13 protein-coding genes are annotated in these 13,484 nt (G+C 71.3%); 9 read left to right on the top strand and 4 right to left on the bottom strand.

The genetic code is table 11. The annotated features are described in order from the left end of the window. Positions 1-10: 10 nt before the first annotated feature. The 3 genes from DSM104299_RS23520 to DSM104299_RS23510 form a co-directional block, all read right to left on the bottom strand. Positions 11-982 (bottom strand): VWA domain-containing protein, encoded by a 972-nt coding sequence (locus DSM104299_RS23520; protein WP_272474106.1) that lies wholly within the window; start codon positions 980-982, stop codon positions 11-13. A gap of 82 nt (positions 983-1,064) precedes the next feature. Then, positions 1,065-2,324 (bottom strand): S1C family serine protease, encoded by a 1,260-nt coding sequence (locus tag DSM104299_RS23515; protein ID WP_272474105.1) that lies wholly within the window; start codon positions 2,322-2,324, stop codon positions 1,065-1,067. After that, positions 2,321-2,497, bottom strand: coding sequence for a hypothetical protein (locus DSM104299_RS23510; RefSeq protein ID WP_272474104.1), 177 nt, complete (start codon positions 2,495-2,497; stop codon positions 2,321-2,323). The genes DSM104299_RS23515 and DSM104299_RS23510 overlap by 4 nt, the downstream gene beginning before the upstream one ends. On the opposite strand from DSM104299_RS23510, the gene DSM104299_RS23505 reads away from it, so the two are divergent. From DSM104299_RS23505 to DSM104299_RS23465, 9 genes are all read left to right on the top strand, one after another. Further along, entirely contained in the window at positions 2,496-3,329 is an 834-nt protein-coding gene (locus DSM104299_RS23505; RefSeq protein ID WP_272474103.1) for an aldose 1-epimerase, read from the top strand. The two genes, DSM104299_RS23510 and DSM104299_RS23505, sit on opposite strands and share 2 nt — an antisense overlap. A 131-nt stretch (positions 3,330-3,460) precedes the next feature. Next, on the top strand, positions 3,461-4,207 hold the full coding sequence (locus tag DSM104299_RS23500; protein WP_272474102.1) for an SDR family oxidoreductase: 747 nt from the start codon (positions 3,461-3,463) through the stop codon (positions 4,205-4,207). A gap of 87 nt (positions 4,208-4,294) precedes the next feature. Next, positions 4,295-5,440, top strand: coding sequence for a Gfo/Idh/MocA family protein (locus tag DSM104299_RS23495; protein WP_272474101.1), 1,146 nt, complete (start codon positions 4,295-4,297; stop codon positions 5,438-5,440). Continuing rightward, complete coding sequence (locus DSM104299_RS23490) at positions 5,437-6,399, top strand: sugar phosphate isomerase/epimerase family protein (RefSeq protein ID WP_272474100.1); 963 nt, start codon at positions 5,437-5,439, stop codon at positions 6,397-6,399. Before DSM104299_RS23495 ends, DSM104299_RS23490 begins: the two co-directional genes overlap by 4 nt. Positions 6,400-6,436: 37 nt before the next feature. Beyond that, positions 6,437-7,828 carry an ABC transporter substrate-binding protein gene (locus DSM104299_RS23485; RefSeq protein ID WP_272474099.1) on the top strand — a complete coding sequence of 464 codons (1,392 nt, stop codon included), beginning with the start codon at positions 6,437-6,439 and terminating at the stop codon, positions 7,826-7,828. 8 nt (positions 7,829-7,836) lie between these two features. Further along, entirely contained in the window at positions 7,837-8,787 is a 951-nt protein-coding gene (locus tag DSM104299_RS23480; RefSeq protein WP_272474098.1) for a carbohydrate ABC transporter permease, read from the top strand. Continuing rightward, positions 8,774-9,712 carry a carbohydrate ABC transporter permease gene (locus tag DSM104299_RS23475; RefSeq protein ID WP_272474097.1) on the top strand — a complete coding sequence of 313 codons (939 nt, stop codon included), beginning with the start codon at positions 8,774-8,776 and terminating at the stop codon, positions 9,710-9,712. The genes DSM104299_RS23480 and DSM104299_RS23475 overlap by 14 nt, the downstream gene beginning before the upstream one ends. Before the next feature lie 2 nt (positions 9,713-9,714). Then, the gene (locus DSM104299_RS23470; protein ID WP_272474096.1) at positions 9,715-10,794 is read left to right on the top strand and encodes a zinc-dependent alcohol dehydrogenase; all 1,080 of its coding nucleotides are present in this window, start codon (positions 9,715-9,717) and stop codon (positions 10,792-10,794) included. Next, positions 10,791-11,600, top strand: coding sequence for a sugar phosphate isomerase/epimerase family protein (locus DSM104299_RS23465; protein ID WP_272474095.1), 810 nt, complete (start codon positions 10,791-10,793; stop codon positions 11,598-11,600). The genes DSM104299_RS23470 and DSM104299_RS23465 overlap by 4 nt, the downstream gene beginning before the upstream one ends. Before the next feature lie 24 nt (positions 11,601-11,624). On the opposite strand, the gene DSM104299_RS23460 is transcribed toward DSM104299_RS23465, so the two are convergent. Then, on the bottom strand, positions 11,625-13,418 hold the full coding sequence (locus tag DSM104299_RS23460; protein WP_272474094.1) for a glycoside hydrolase family 2 TIM barrel-domain containing protein: 1,794 nt from the start codon (positions 13,416-13,418) through the stop codon (positions 11,625-11,627). Positions 13,419-13,484: the final 66 nt, after the last annotated feature.

The raw sequence follows: 13,484 nt of genomic DNA, 5'->3' as shown, positions 1-13,484 counted from the left end.
TCTCCTATATCTAGATCAGTCGCCCGAACCAGCGGAGCGAGAGGGTGGCGCCCAGGCCGAGCAGCGCCAGCCCCAAGCCCGCGAAGCCCGCCGTGATCTGGCGCGGCTCCTTCTTGGTCCCGAGCTGCGAGCCCAGACGCTTGTAGACGTCTGACAGGTCGCTCGCCGACTCGGCGGTGTAGGACTTGCCCCTGGACGCCTGCGCGATGCGCTGCAGCGACGGGACGTCCGGCGGGACCGGCTTGGTGACCGTTCCGGCGGAAGGGTTCTTCGGGTCGCGCGGGACGGTGATCGTCCCGGACGCGGTCCCCAGCGTCACGGTGTACACGGGGATCTTGAGCTTGGCGGCCGCCTGCGCGGCCTGGATCGGGTCGACGCCCTTGGTCGACGCGCCGTCGGACAGCAGCACGATCGCCGACGGCGGCTTCTTGCCGTTCTGCGACGGCGCCTGCTGGAGCACGCGCGTGCCCGTGACCATCGCCTCGCCGGTCGCGGTGCCGCCGGAGGACTTCAGGCGGCCGAGCGCCGCGGCGAGCGCGTCGCGGTCGGTCGTCGGGTTGGCCAGGACCTGCGGGACCTGGTTGAAGGCCTCGATGCCGACGTTGACCTGCTTGGGCACGTTGTCGATGAACTTCTGCGCCGCGCGGCGCGCCGCGACCAGCCGGTTGGGCTTGACGTCGGTCGACAGCATCGAGCCCGACACGTCGGTCAGCAGCATGATCTGCGCGTGCTCGACCGGCACCGCCACCGTCTTCTGCGGCTGGGCGGCGGCGACCACGAGGATCGCGATCGCCAGCAGGAACGCGGCGAGCGGCACGTGGCGGCGCCAGCGCGGGCGACGCGGCGCGACCGACGCGGCCATGCGCGGCGCGGCGAACGCGGCGGCGGCGCGGCCGCGGTCACGCTGCAGCCCGACGTAGCCGATCAGGAGGGCCGGGACGAGGAGCAGCGCGAGGAGGATCAGGGGTGCGCCAAAGCTCACGTCGAGCGCTCCCCAGCTGCGCGAGGGAGCCCCTGGCGAGCGCGCGCCCGCAAGCCGAGCCCCTGGGCGAGGTCTTGCGCGCTCACGGGATCTTCGCGGGCCGGTTCTTGAGCGTGACGTCGACGTCGGACTTGGAGCCGTTGCGCTCGACCGTCAGCGTGATCTTGTCGTCCGGCGCCTTCGTGTTGATGTAGGACGACAGGTCGCTGGCGTCGTTGATCCGCTGGCCGTCGATCCGCGTGACGACGTCGCCGGCCTGCAGGCCACCGCTCTCGGCGGGGCCGCCGGTGACGACCGACGCGATCTGCGCGCCCGCGGTCATGGAGCCGGTGACGGTCTGCGCGGTCTCGACGCCGAGCCACGCGTGCTGCACGGTGCGGCCGTCCTTGAGGCCGGGCAGCACCTGGCGGACCGTGTTGGACGGGACCGCGAAGCCGATGCCGACGTTGCCCGCGGACACGCCGTTGGTCGCGATCTGCGAGTTGACGCCGATGACCTTGCCGCCGTCGTCGAGCAGCGGGCCGCCAGAGTTGCCGGGGTTGATCGCGGCGTCAGTCTGGATGACGTCGTCGATCTGGAAGCCGTTGGGCGCCTGGAGCGTCCGGCCGAGGCTGGAGACGATGCCCTCGGTGACGGTGCGGTCCAGGCCGAAGGGGTTGCCGATCGCGATCGCGACGTCGCCGACCGAGACGCCGGTGGAGTCGGCGAACTGCAGCGGCTTGGCGCCGGACGGGATGGAGGACGCGTCGATGTGGACGACCGCGAGGTCGCTCGACGGGTCGACGCCCTTGACGTTGCCGTTGATCGTGCGGCCGTCGGTGCCGAACTTGACCTGCACGGTCTTGGCCGTGTCGACGACGTGGTCGTTGGTGACCAGCGTGCCCTCGTCATCGATCAGGAAGCCGGTGCCGGAGCCCTGGCCGTTGCGGATCGAGACGACGGCGGGGGAGGCCTGCGCGTAGATCGCGCCGGCGCGGGTCTGGCCGCGGGTGGGCTTGATCGGCTTGGAGGCAACGGCCGGCAGGGCGGCGGGACGCGCGATCTTCGTGGCGGAGTCGTCGTCGTTGTCCAGCAGCGTTCCGGCGGCGAAGGCGCCGCCGCCGACGGCGAGCAGCGCGACGGTCGTGAAGGCGGCGATGCGGCCGCGGGAGGGGCGGCGGCGCGGGGCGTCGCCGTCGGCGTCAGGGCTGGGCGCGTAGGCGCGGCCGACGGTCGTCGGCGCCTCGGCCGGATCCGGCTGCGGGTGGGCGCGACGCTCGGCCTCGGCTTCGGCGCGGCGACGCGCGTCCTCCTCGGACTCGTTCTCCCAGTTCCCGCTCCAGATGTGCTTGGGCGGGGTCATGCCTTGGACTCCGCGGTCCGGCTCGCGTGCATGTCGACACTGTGGGGCAGGTACATGATCGCTTCCTGTTGGCGCGCTAAAGGCTGGGTAAGAGAGGATGGCGCCATGGCGAGCGACGTGGTCACGCTGCATTCGGGGAACTGGACTTCGCGGTGGGTGCCGTCGGTGGGCATGGTCGGAGTGTCCCTCTTCGGCTCCGGGCGCGAGCTTCTGGGTCAGATGGGCGGCCTCGACGCCTATGCGGCGCGCGGCGCGACGTTCGGCATCCCGCTCCTGCATCCCTGGGCGAATCGGCTTGGCGGGTTCGCCTACGAGGCGGCCGGGCACGCCGTCGCACTTGGCGCCGAGACGCCCGGCCTGCGCATCGAGGAGCACGGGCTCCCGATCCACGGGCTGCTGTCGGCGTCCAAGCGCTGGGAGGTGCGCGAGGTGACGGACCGGACGCTCGTCGCGTCGCTGGACTTCGGCGCCGATCCCGCGCTGCTCGCCGCCTTCCCGTACCCGCACGTGCTGGAGCTGCGCGTCGAGCAGAGCTCCAGCGCGCTGACGGTGACGACGACGCTGACGCCGACGTCGGACCAGCCGGTGCCGGTCTCGTTCGGGTTCCACCCGTACTTCACGCTGCCGGGCGTCGACCGCGGCCATCTGATCCTGCGCACGCCCGCGATGTCGAAGCTGCTCCTCGACGACCACGACATCCCGACGGGGGAGACCGTGCTCGTCGCTCCGCGCCACGCGCCGATCGGCGACGAGGACCTCGACACCGGCTACACCGACCTCGGCGCCGAGCCCGCCTTCACGATGGCCGGCGGCGGCCACGAGCTGACCATGCGCTTCCTGGAGGGCTACACCCACCTCCAGCTCTTCACCCCACCGAACCGCTCCGTGCTGGCGATCGAGCCGATGACGGCCCCGACCGACGCGCTGCGCTCGGGGACCGGGCTGCGGACGGTGACGGAGCCGTTCCGGGCGACGTTCGCGGTGGATCTGTCGGAGGCGTCGTAGCGACGCCTCGCCGCCGTTCGGCACACGCGCCTCCATCGTCGGCGGCGCCATCGCCGCCGCACCGGTGCGTCGTCGTTTCTGGTGTTGCGGCCGTACGCCGGTCTCCGCCGCCCGGCCCTAGCCTCGACCCCATGGACATCGATCTTTCAGGGCAGGTCGTCGCCATCACCGGCGCGTCGTCGGGCATCGGGGAGGCGACGGCGCTCGCGGCGGCGACGGCCGGCGCCGCCGTCTCGCTCGCCGCGCGGCGGACCGACCGCATCGAGGCGCTGGCCAACGTCATCAACAACCAGGGTGGTCGGGCCGTCGCGGTCACGACCGACGTCAGCGACGAGGCGCAGGCCAAGGCCTTCATCAACACGACGCTCACGGAGCTCGGCGGCCTCGACGCCCTCGTCAACAACGCCGGCATCATGCTGCTCGGACCGGTTGCGGGCGCGAACACCGACGAGTGGCGCACGATGGTCGACGTCAACCTGTACGGCGTCATCTACACGACGCATGCCGCGGTCGACCAGCTCGTCGCGCAGGGCAGCGGCCACATCGTCACCGTCAGCTCGATCGCGGGGGTGCGCGCGTCCGCCGGCTCGGCGGTCTACAACGCCACCAAGTTCGCCGTCAACGCGTTCAGCGAGGCGCTGCGCCAGGAGCTGGCCGAGCACGACGTGCGGGTCACGACGATCAACCCCGGCGCGGTCGAGACCGAGCTGCGCACGCACCTCAGCGCCGAGCAACAGCAAGCACAACGCGAGCGCTTCGCCGGCGTCGCCCAGCTGCAGGCCGAGGACATCGCCAACATCATCCTCTACGCGCTCGGCCAGCCCGCGCACGTGTCGCTCAACGACATCCTCGTGCGCCCCACCCGGCAGCAGCGCTAGCCCGCCCGCACGGCGTTCGGACCCAACTTCTGCTGATGTCAGCAGAACTCTTGTCGCTGCGCGGCAGAAGTGCGAGGGTGCCCCGCCATGGAGCAGGACGGTCCCCGCATCGGCATCGCCGGGCTTGGCATGATCGGTCGCGTCCACGCTCGATCTGCCCGCCTGGCCGGAGGGCGTCTGGTCGGCGTCGCGGCCTCGACACCCGAGCGCTCAGCCGCGGCGGCGGCCGAGGTCGGCGCCGAGCGCGCGTACGCCTCGGCGCTCGAGCTGGCCGTCGCGCCGGACGTCGACGTCCTGCACATCTGCACGCCGAACCACCTCCACGCGTCCCTCGCGGTGACCGCGCTCGAGCACGGCAAGCACGTCGTCTGCGAGAAGCCGGTCGCCGTCAGCCACGACGAGGCCCTCGCGATCGAGGAGGCGGCCGCCGCGGCCGACCGCGTCGTCGCCGTCCCGTTCGTGTACCGCTACCACCCGGTCCTGCGCCACGCCCGCGAGATCGTGCGCGCCGGCGAGATCGGGCCCGTCCACCTGGTCCACGGGTCCTACCTGCAGGACTGGCTGCTCGCGGACACCGACGCCAACTGGCGGGTTGACGCGCAGCTCGGCGGCCCCTCGCGCGCCTTCGCCGACATCGGCACGCACTGGTGCGACGCCGCCACCTTCGTCACCGGTCAGCCCTTCACCGCGGTGGCCGCCGAGCTGCGCACGGTCAACGCCGAGCGCCCTGACGTCACCGGCGTCGCGACGAGCGTCGCCACCGAGGACACCGCCGCGGTGCTGCTGCGCACTGCCGACGGCGTCACCGGCTCGGTCGTGATCTCCCAGGTCTCGCCCGGGCGCAAGAACCGCCTGTGGCTGCAGGTCGACGGCGCGGGCGCCAGCGTCGCCTTCGACCAGGAGCAGCCCGAGACGCTGTGGATCGGCCGCCGCGAGGCCAGCACGATCCAGCCCCGCGACCCGCAGCACCTCGCGCCGGCCGCCGCGCGCCTGGCCACGGTGCCCGCCGGCCACCCGCAGGGCTACCTGGACTGCTTCGAGGCCTTCGTCGCCGACGCCTACGCCGCCATGGCGACGGGCACGGTGCCCGAGGGCCTGCCGACGATCGCCGACGGCGTCCGCGCCGCCGCCGTGACCGACGCGGTGCTCGCGTCGGCCAAGGCCGGCGGCTGGGCCACGGTCGGCGCACCCGAGCTCCCCATGTTCAACGACTCGATGGAGGTCTCCTCATGAAGGTTGGCGTCTTCACCGCGCTCTACGACAGTCGCCCGTTCGAGGACGTCCTCGACCACCTCGCCGGCCTCGGCGTCGAGGCGGTCGAGATCGGGACGGGCAACTGGCCCGGCTCCGGCCATCTCGACTCCGACGCGCTGCTCGCCGACCCGGCCAAGGCCAAGGCCTACAAGAAGGCCGTCGAGGACCGCGGCATGGTCATCTCCGCGCTGTCCCAGCACGGGAACCCGGTCCATCCCGATACGGCGATCGCGCGCCACGACCACGAGGTGTTCGTCAAGACCCTCCAGGTCGCCGAGCTGCTCGAGGTCCCCGTCGTCAACGCGTTCAGCGGCTGCCCCGGCGGGGGCCCGGACGACAAGACCCCGAACTGGGTCACGTGCACGTGGCCCGACGAGTTCGCCACCACGCTCCAGTGGCAGTGGGACCAGGTCCTGATCCCCTACTGGCGCGAGCAGCTGGACGCGGTCCGGCGCCACGGCGTCAAGGTCGCGATCGAGCTGCACCCCGGGTTCTGCGTGTACAACACCGAGTCGATGCTCCGTCTCCGCGCGGCGACGGGGCCCGAGATCGGCGCCAACTTCGACCCGAGCCACCTGTTCTGGCAGGGGATCGACCCCGTCGAGTCCATCAAGGCGCTCGGCGAGGCCATCCACCACGTCCATGCCAAGGACACGTGGATCGACGCCCGCAACACGGCCGTCAACGGCGTGCTGGACACCAAGAGCTATGAGCTGCTCAAGCAGCGCTCCTGGTACTTCCGCACGATCGGCTTCGGCCAGGGCGACAAGGCGTGGCGCGACATCGTGAGCGCGCTGCGGCTCGTGGGCTACGACTGGGCCGTCTCCATCGAGCATGAGGACGGGTTGATGTCCAACGACGAGGGCCTGAGCAAGGCCGTCGAGTTGTTGTTGTCCCTGCGTCCGGCCGAACCGGCCGGGCGCATGTTCTGGGCCTGAAAGGGCTGCCAGGGTCACTCAGGAGGAGAGAAGCAAGATGGGGTTCTACGATCGGCGACATGTCGCCATGGGACGGGTGGGGCTCACCGCGGCGGGACTCGCGGCGACCGCGCTGTCCGTCGCGGCCTGCGGCTCGGGCGGGGGCCCGGCCGGCTCGGCCAACGCGCAGAAGCTGCCGACCAAGACGCTGAAGGACAGCGTCAAGGTCGACCTCTCGGCTGCTCCGAGCGGCACGATCTCGATCGCCGTCCCGGCCGACGCGCCCGGCGACATCGCCCTGCGCAAGAAGCAGGCGGCGGCGTTCGAGCAGCGCTACCCGAAGGTGAAGGTGAAGATCACGACCGTGCCCTCGACGGGCTACGACCAGAAGATCCTCACGCTGATCGCCGCCGGCCACGCGCCCGACGTCTTCGGCTCCGGCGACGTCCAGATCCCGACGATCGTCAACAAGAACTACGCGTTGGACCTCAAGCCCTACATGGAGGCCGACAAGTTCGACACCAAGGCGTTCTACCCGCAGGTGATCGACGGGCTGACCTACGGCGGGAAGATCGTCGGCCTCACCGACAACTGGGACACGCAGGCCCTCTACTACAACCGCAAGCTCTTCCAGCAGGCCGGCGTCCAGCCGCCGACCGCCGACTGGACCTGGGACGACTACGAGGCCGCGGCCAAGAAGCTGACCAGCGGCAGCGGGCCGAACAAGACCTGGGGCTCGCTCTGGCAGAAGTGGTTCGTGCCGGTCGGCGACGCCGTCGCGGCCGCCGGCGGCAAGACCTACGCCGACGACTACAAGTCGTGTGCGCTGAGCCAGCCCGAGGCGGTCAAGGCGCTCACGTTCCTGGACCAGCTGCGCAAGGACGGCTCGGACCCGGGCTACGTGACCTACGACGCCCGCAACGTCCTGGGCCGCCCGGCCGACGACGTGTTCAAGGCCGGCAAGGCCGCGATGCTGGTGGGCGACGGCCGCTGGGCGGCGTATGACTTCCAGTCGGTCAAGAACCTCGACTGGGCCGTCGCGCCGCTGCCCAAGGGGCCGGTCACCCGCGCCAACTTCTTCCATCTGTCGATGTTCGGCATCCCGTCGAACTCCAAGAACCCGAACGCGGCGTGGCAGTTCTTGAAGTTCATGACGTCGGCTGAGGGCGCGAAGATGGGCGTCGACAACGCGCAGGGCATCCCGGCGCGCGAGGCGGTCGCCAAGTCGCCGGAGGTCGCGGGCGCTCCGCTCGCCACCCAGCACGACTCCTACCAGCCGTTCATCGACTCGCTCTCGACCGCGCGGCGCGCGCCGCAGCTGTCGAACTTCTCCAACTACCAGGACAAGATCGACAACGCGCTCGAGCCGCTGTGGAAGGGCAAGAAGAGCCCGCAGGAGGCGGCCGCCAACGCGTGCAAGGCCGTCGACTCCGCGCTCGCGAAGGACTGAGGCCAACCATGGGGACGATCCCCACCGCCGGTCGCGCGTCCTCGCGCGACCGGCGGCGCCCCGCCAGGCGGCGGTCGATGAAGTCGCGCGAGTCGCGCGCGGCCTGGCTGTTCCTGCTGCCCTCGGGCCTGCACTTCCTCGTCTTCACGGTGATCGCGCTGGTCGCGTCGCTGGTGATCTCGACGTGGCAGTGGGACCTCGTCACGCCGCACCAGTCGGTCGGCCTGGGCAACTACTCCGGGTTGATCAACGACGCGGCCTTCTGGCAGTCGCTCGGCATCACGCTGCTGTACTCGGCGATCACGATCCCGGCCGGCATCGCGCTGGGGCTGGCGATCGCCATGGCGTTGAACACCGCGCTGCGCGGCGTCAAGGTCTTCCGCTTCATCTACTTCATCCCGTACGTCGCGCCGATGGCGGCGGTCGCGCTGCTGTGGCGCTGGATCTACAACTCGGACTTCGGCCTGCTCAACTGGGCGCTGAGCTCGATCCTGCCGGGCGAGATCCACATCGACTGGCTCGGAACGCCGTACCTCGCGCTCGTGGCCGTCGCCGCGATGGACGTGTGGAAGAACCTCGGCTGGTCGCTGACGATCTTCACCGCCGGCCTGCTGGCGATCCCCCAGCACTACTACGAGGCCGCGGCGCTGGACGGCGCGAGCCCCTGGCAGCGCTTCCGGCTGATCACGTTCCCGCTGCTGGCGCCCACGACGTTCTTCCTGGTGGTGATGGGCGTCATCGGCTCGTTCCAGACGTTCGACTCCATCTACCTCATGCTGGGCGACACGCCGGGCCCCGAGGCCACGACCTACAACTTCTACATCTGGTCGGAGGGCTTCCGCTACCAGAGCATGGGCTATGCCTCGGCGCTGTCCTGGGTGCTCTTCCTCATCATCGGCGGGATCACGTTCGTCCAGTTCAAGTTCATCAACAAGCGGGTGAACTATGACCTCGGCTGAGATCGATCGCGACACCGGCGGCCCCGGCCTGCCGGGCCTGACGCCGACCACCCCGGCGCAGGGCAGCGTGCTGCCCCCGCGCGTGCGCCGCCGCCGGTCGGCGCGCGCGACGCGCTGGCGCAAGGTCCTCGGCTACACGACGCTCGTGCTCCTCGCGCTCGTCGCGGCGATCCCGCTGCTGTGGATGATCTCGACGTCGCTGAAGGACAACGGGAGCGTCTTCTCCTATCCGCCGAAGTGGTTCCCGTCCGAGCTCAAGTTCTCCAACTACACGTCGCTCTGGCACGACCTGCCGATGACGCGCTGGCTGGTCAACACGTTCGCCGTGTCGGCGATCGTCGTCTCGGTGCAGCTGCTGACGTGCTCGATGGCGGCCTACGCCTTCGCGCGGCTGCGCTTCCGCTTCCGCGAGCCGATCTTCTACCTGTTCCTGGCGTCGTTGATGGTGCCCTACCAGGTGACGTTGATCCCGGCCTTCGTGCTGATCAGCAAGCTCAACTGGATCGACACCTACCAGGGCCTGATCGTGCCGCAGCTCAGCGCGCCGTTCGGGATCTTCCTGCTGCGCCAGTTCTTCCTGTCCCTGCCCAAGGAGCTGGAGGAGGCGGCGCGACTGGACGGCGCGTCGTACTGGCGGATCTACCGCACCATCCTGCTTCCGCTGTCGAAGCCGGCGCTGCTGGCGTTCGGGGTCTTCTCGTTCGTCGGCATGTGGGGCGACTTCCTGTGGCCGCTGATCGTGATCAACAGCCCCGAGAAGATGACGCTCACCGTCGGCCTCAACTACCTCAACTCGTCGTACACGACCGACTGGACCCGCCTGATGGCGGGCGACGTCGTGTCCCTCCTGCCGCTCATGGTCGTCTACGGCCTTGCACAGCGGCACTTCATCGAAGGCATCAGCATGACCGGACTGAAAGGCTGAAGTTGAGCATCGCCACCAACAACGCGACCGTCGTGCGCTTCACCGAAGCGCTCTCCGCAGAGCTCGTCACCGACCCCGACGATCGCGCCAACCGCGCGCTCGAGCCCGACCAGGTCCGGCTCGAGACGCTGTACTCCGGCATCTCCGCCGGCACGGAGCTCACGGCCTACCGCGGCTCCAACCCGTACCTGACCAAGCACTGGAACGAGGACACCCGGCTCTTCGAGCCGGCGTCCGCGCCGAGCTTCCAGTACCCGATCGACGGATGGGGCTATGAGGAGGTCGGCCGGATCGTCGAGGTCGGCTCCGCCGTCACGAAGGTGTCGGCGGGCGACGTCGTCTACGGCGCCTGGGGCCACCGCTCGCACCACATCGGCACCGAGGCGTGGGCCGCCGACCGCGTGCTCCCCGAGGGCCTCGACCCGATCGTCGGGATCTTCTCCCAGATCGGCGCGATCGCGCTCAACGGCGTCCTGGACGCCGACGTCCACGTCGGCGAGGACGTCGCGGTCTTCGGCCAGGGCGTGCCCGGCCTGCTCTGCGGCCAGCTCGTGACCGCCAACGGCGGCGACCTGATCGCGGTCGACGCGATCGCCCGCCGGCTGGAGCTCGCGACCGAGCTCGGCGCGCGCCACGCGCTGAACGTGACCGACGGCGAGGTCGCCGAGCGCATCAAGCAGATCACCGGCAGCGGCGCCGACGTCTCGATCGAGATCTCGGGCTTCGCCGGCGCGCTGCAGGAGGCGATCCGCGCCACGGCCTACAACTCGCGCGTCATCGCGGCGGGCTTCTTCCAGGGCGGCGCCGACGCGCTGCTGCTCGGCGAGGAGTTCCACCACAACCGCATCTCGGTGATCTGCTCGCAGATCTCGGGCGTGTCGCGCGCGCTGGACCATCGCTGGAGCGAGCTGCGCCTCGCCCAGACGTTCATGCGCCTGTGCGCGGAGGGCCGCGTGAAGGCCGAGCCGCTGGTCTCGCACCGCTTCGCGGCCGAGCAGGCGGGCGAGGCGTTCACGCTGCTGCACGAGCAGCCGGCCGAGTGCGTGCAGGTCGTCCTGGACTTCACGGGCGGCGCGGCATGACGCTGAACCTCTCCTGCCAGGAGCACGAGGTCCCGGGTGACACGCTCGAGGAGAAGTGGGAGCTGCTGCGGGAGGTCGGCTTCCACGGCATCGAGCTGCACGGCCACGACCAGGCGTTCGCCGACCGGCTGCCGGAGCTGCAGCGGGCGGTGGCCGCCGGCGTGCCGCTGCCGAGCGTCTGCCTGATCTCCGAGCAGTTCATCGGGGACTTCGACGCCGGCGTCCGCGCGGCGGCGGTGTCCAACATGAAGACGCTGCTGTCGGTCATCGCGCAGGTCGGGGGCCGCGGGGCCATCACGCCCGCGGCCTTCGGGCGCTTCAGCGCGGCGCTGCCGCCGTTCTCGCCGCCGGTCGCGATCGAGGACAGCCGCAAGTGGCTCGCGGAGTGCCTGGCCGAGCTCGGCGAGCACGCGGGCCGCGAAGGCGTGAAGGTGTTCCTCGAGCCGCTCAACCGCTACGAGGACCATCTGCTCAACAAGCTCTCCCAGGCGGTCGAGCTGATCGAGGAGATCGGCTCGCCCGACATCCAGGTGATGGCCGACCTGTTCCACATGAACATCGACGAGGACTCGATGGCCGGCGCGCTGCGCGACGCCGCGCCGCACCTCGGCCACGTCCACCTCGCCGACTCCAACCGCGCGCATCCCGGCACCGGCCACACGGACTTCGGCCCGATCGTGGCGGCGCTGGAGGAGATCGGCTTCGACGGGTTCCTGGCGATGGAGTGCGGGATCCGCGGCGACCGCCGGGCCGCGCTGGCCCAGGTCTCCGGCGTCATCAACGGCGCGCGCGCGGCGGCCGTGTAGCCGGACGCCGGCCCGGCCGCCGCGTCAGCGCTTCCCGCGCGTCGCGGCGGCCAGCGCGTCCAGCGGCGCCTTGGGCTCGCGGTCGGCGGTCAGCAGGCCGTTGGCCTCCTGGTAGGTGTCGGTCAGCTGCGTGTAGCAGAAGCCGGCGAGGTCGCCCGCGGCGTGCACGGCGGCCAGGAGCGAGGTGTAGGTGTCGGCGAGGTCCTCGGCGGAGCGCACGCGGTCATAGCCCCACGTGGCGTCTTCGGCGTCCTGGGGCGTGAACGCGATGCCGCCGAACTCGCTGAGGACCACGGGGCGGCCGCGGCGCCGGGCGCCCTCGAGCAGCAGCAGGCGCCGGCCCGGGCGGTCCTGCTCCAGGACCTCGTCGAGCGTCCGCGCGCCGGCGAACCGCGCGGCGATCGTCTCGGCGCCCGCGTAGTCGTGCACGCAGATCAGGTCGCCGTGGTCGTCGAGCTCCCAGCCGTCGTTGCCGACGACCGGCCGGTCGCCGTCCAGCGCGCGCACGAGGTGGAAGAGGGCGGCGACGAGGTCGCGTTGGCGCGCGCTGCGCGGCAGGTCGGGGACGCCCCACGACTCGTTGACCGGCACCCACGCGACGACGCACGGGTGGCTGCGGTCGCGCTCGACCGCCTCCAGCCACGTGCGCGTCAGGCGGTCGGCCGCGCGCTCGGTGAAGCGATAGGCGCTGGGCAGCTCGGCCCAGACGAGCAGGCCGCGCTCGTCGGCGACGCGCAGGAAGCGCGGGTCCTCGATCTTCTGGTGCTTGCGCACGCCGTTGAAGCCGAGCGCCTGGGTCAGCGCGACGTCGTGCTCGATCGCCTCCAGCGAGGGCGGCGTCATCCCCGACCGCGGCCAGTAGCCCTGGTCGAGCACGAGCCGCAGCTGCAGCGGCCGCTCGTTGAGGGCGAAGCGCCCGCGCTCGACGCGCACCGAGCGCATCGCGGTGTAGGAGTCGACGCGGTCCAGCAGCGTGCCGTCGCGGCCGTCGCGGCCGTCGCGCAGCTCGAGGCGCGCGTCGATCAGGTTGGGGTGGTCGGGCGACCACATCAGCTCCTCGCGGACGTCGTCGATGCCGCCGTCGACGAGGCCGATGCACCGGCGGACCTCGCCGCTGGCCGGATCGACATGGTGGACTTCCCGCGCGAGCAGGCGCTCGCCGTGGGTCAGCGTGACGTGCAGCGCGAGCTCGCGGTCGCCGCCGGCGCCGCCGCCGATCCGGGCCTCCAGGCCCAGCGACCAGTCCGGGACGTCGGGGCGCCAGTGCAACGCGTCGATCCGGACGGCGCCGGCGACCTCGAGCCACACGGACTGCCAGATCCCGGTCGTGCGCGGGTACCAGATCTTGTGCGGCTCGTCGTGCCAGTCCTGCTTGCCGCGCGGGGCGGCGAGGTCGGCGGGGTCGTCGTGCGCGCGCACGCGGACGACGTGCTCGCCGCCGGCCCCGCGCGCGCCGCCGATCGCGTCGGTGACGTCGGCCCGGAACGGCGTGTAGCCGCCCTCGTGGTGGACGACGTGGTGGCCGTCGACCCAGACGTCGGCCTCGCGGTCGACCGCGCCGAAGTGCAGCAGCAGGCGCTCGCCGTCGCCCAGGGCGGGCGCGGTGAACGTCCGCTCGTACCAACATGTAGGAGAGCGCTGGGGCCCGCCGATGCCGCTGGCCGGCGTCTCGGGCGCGAACGGGACGACGATCTCGTCGGTCCACCGGTCCGGCGTGTCCCACGCGAAGCGCCACGGGCCGTCGAGCGAGGTGAACGGCCGCCGCAGCTGCGGTCGCGGGTGGCCGGCGGCGGGGGTCGGCGGGGCGTCCTGGTCCATGGCGGCGGCGAACATACCAGCGCCGACGCGCAACCCCAGCATCTTTTGCTTGCTGTCGCCAGAAGT

This window comes from Baekduia alba (genome assembly GCF_028416635.1).
GTDB lineage: Bacteria > Actinomycetota > Thermoleophilia > Solirubrobacterales > Solirubrobacteraceae > Baekduia > Baekduia alba.
The sequence above is the reverse complement of the archived record's forward strand: the minus strand, read 5'-3'. Positions and strand labels throughout refer to the sequence as shown.

Coding starts and splice junctions, on each gene's coding strand:
- DSM104299_RS23490 (WP_272474100.1), top strand. CDS start 5,437: ATGAAGGTTGGCGTCTTCACCGCGCTCTACGACAGTCGCCCGTTCGAG.
- DSM104299_RS23465 (WP_272474095.1), top strand. CDS start 10,791: ATGACGCTGAACCTCTCCTGCCAGGAGCACGAGGTCCCGGGTGACACG.
- DSM104299_RS23505 (WP_272474103.1), top strand. CDS start 2,496: ATGGTCGGAGTGTCCCTCTTCGGCTCCGGGCGCGAGCTTCTGGGTCAG.
- DSM104299_RS23460 (WP_272474094.1), bottom strand. CDS start 13,418: ATGGACCAGGACGCCCCGCCGACCCCCGCCGCCGGCCACCCGCGACCG.
- DSM104299_RS23500 (WP_272474102.1), top strand. CDS start 3,461: ATGGACATCGATCTTTCAGGGCAGGTCGTCGCCATCACCGGCGCGTCG.
- DSM104299_RS23485 (WP_272474099.1), top strand. CDS start 6,437: ATGGGGTTCTACGATCGGCGACATGTCGCCATGGGACGGGTGGGGCTC.
- DSM104299_RS23475 (WP_272474097.1), top strand. CDS start 8,774: ATGACCTCGGCTGAGATCGATCGCGACACCGGCGGCCCCGGCCTGCCG.
- DSM104299_RS23495 (WP_272474101.1), top strand. CDS start 4,295: ATGGAGCAGGACGGTCCCCGCATCGGCATCGCCGGGCTTGGCATGATC.
- DSM104299_RS23510 (WP_272474104.1), bottom strand. CDS start 2,497: ATGCCCACCGACGGCACCCACCGCGAAGTCCAGTTCCCCGAATGCAGC.
- DSM104299_RS23480 (WP_272474098.1), top strand. CDS start 7,837: ATGGGGACGATCCCCACCGCCGGTCGCGCGTCCTCGCGCGACCGGCGG.
- DSM104299_RS23515 (WP_272474105.1), bottom strand. CDS start 2,324: ATGACCCCGCCCAAGCACATCTGGAGCGGGAACTGGGAGAACGAGTCC.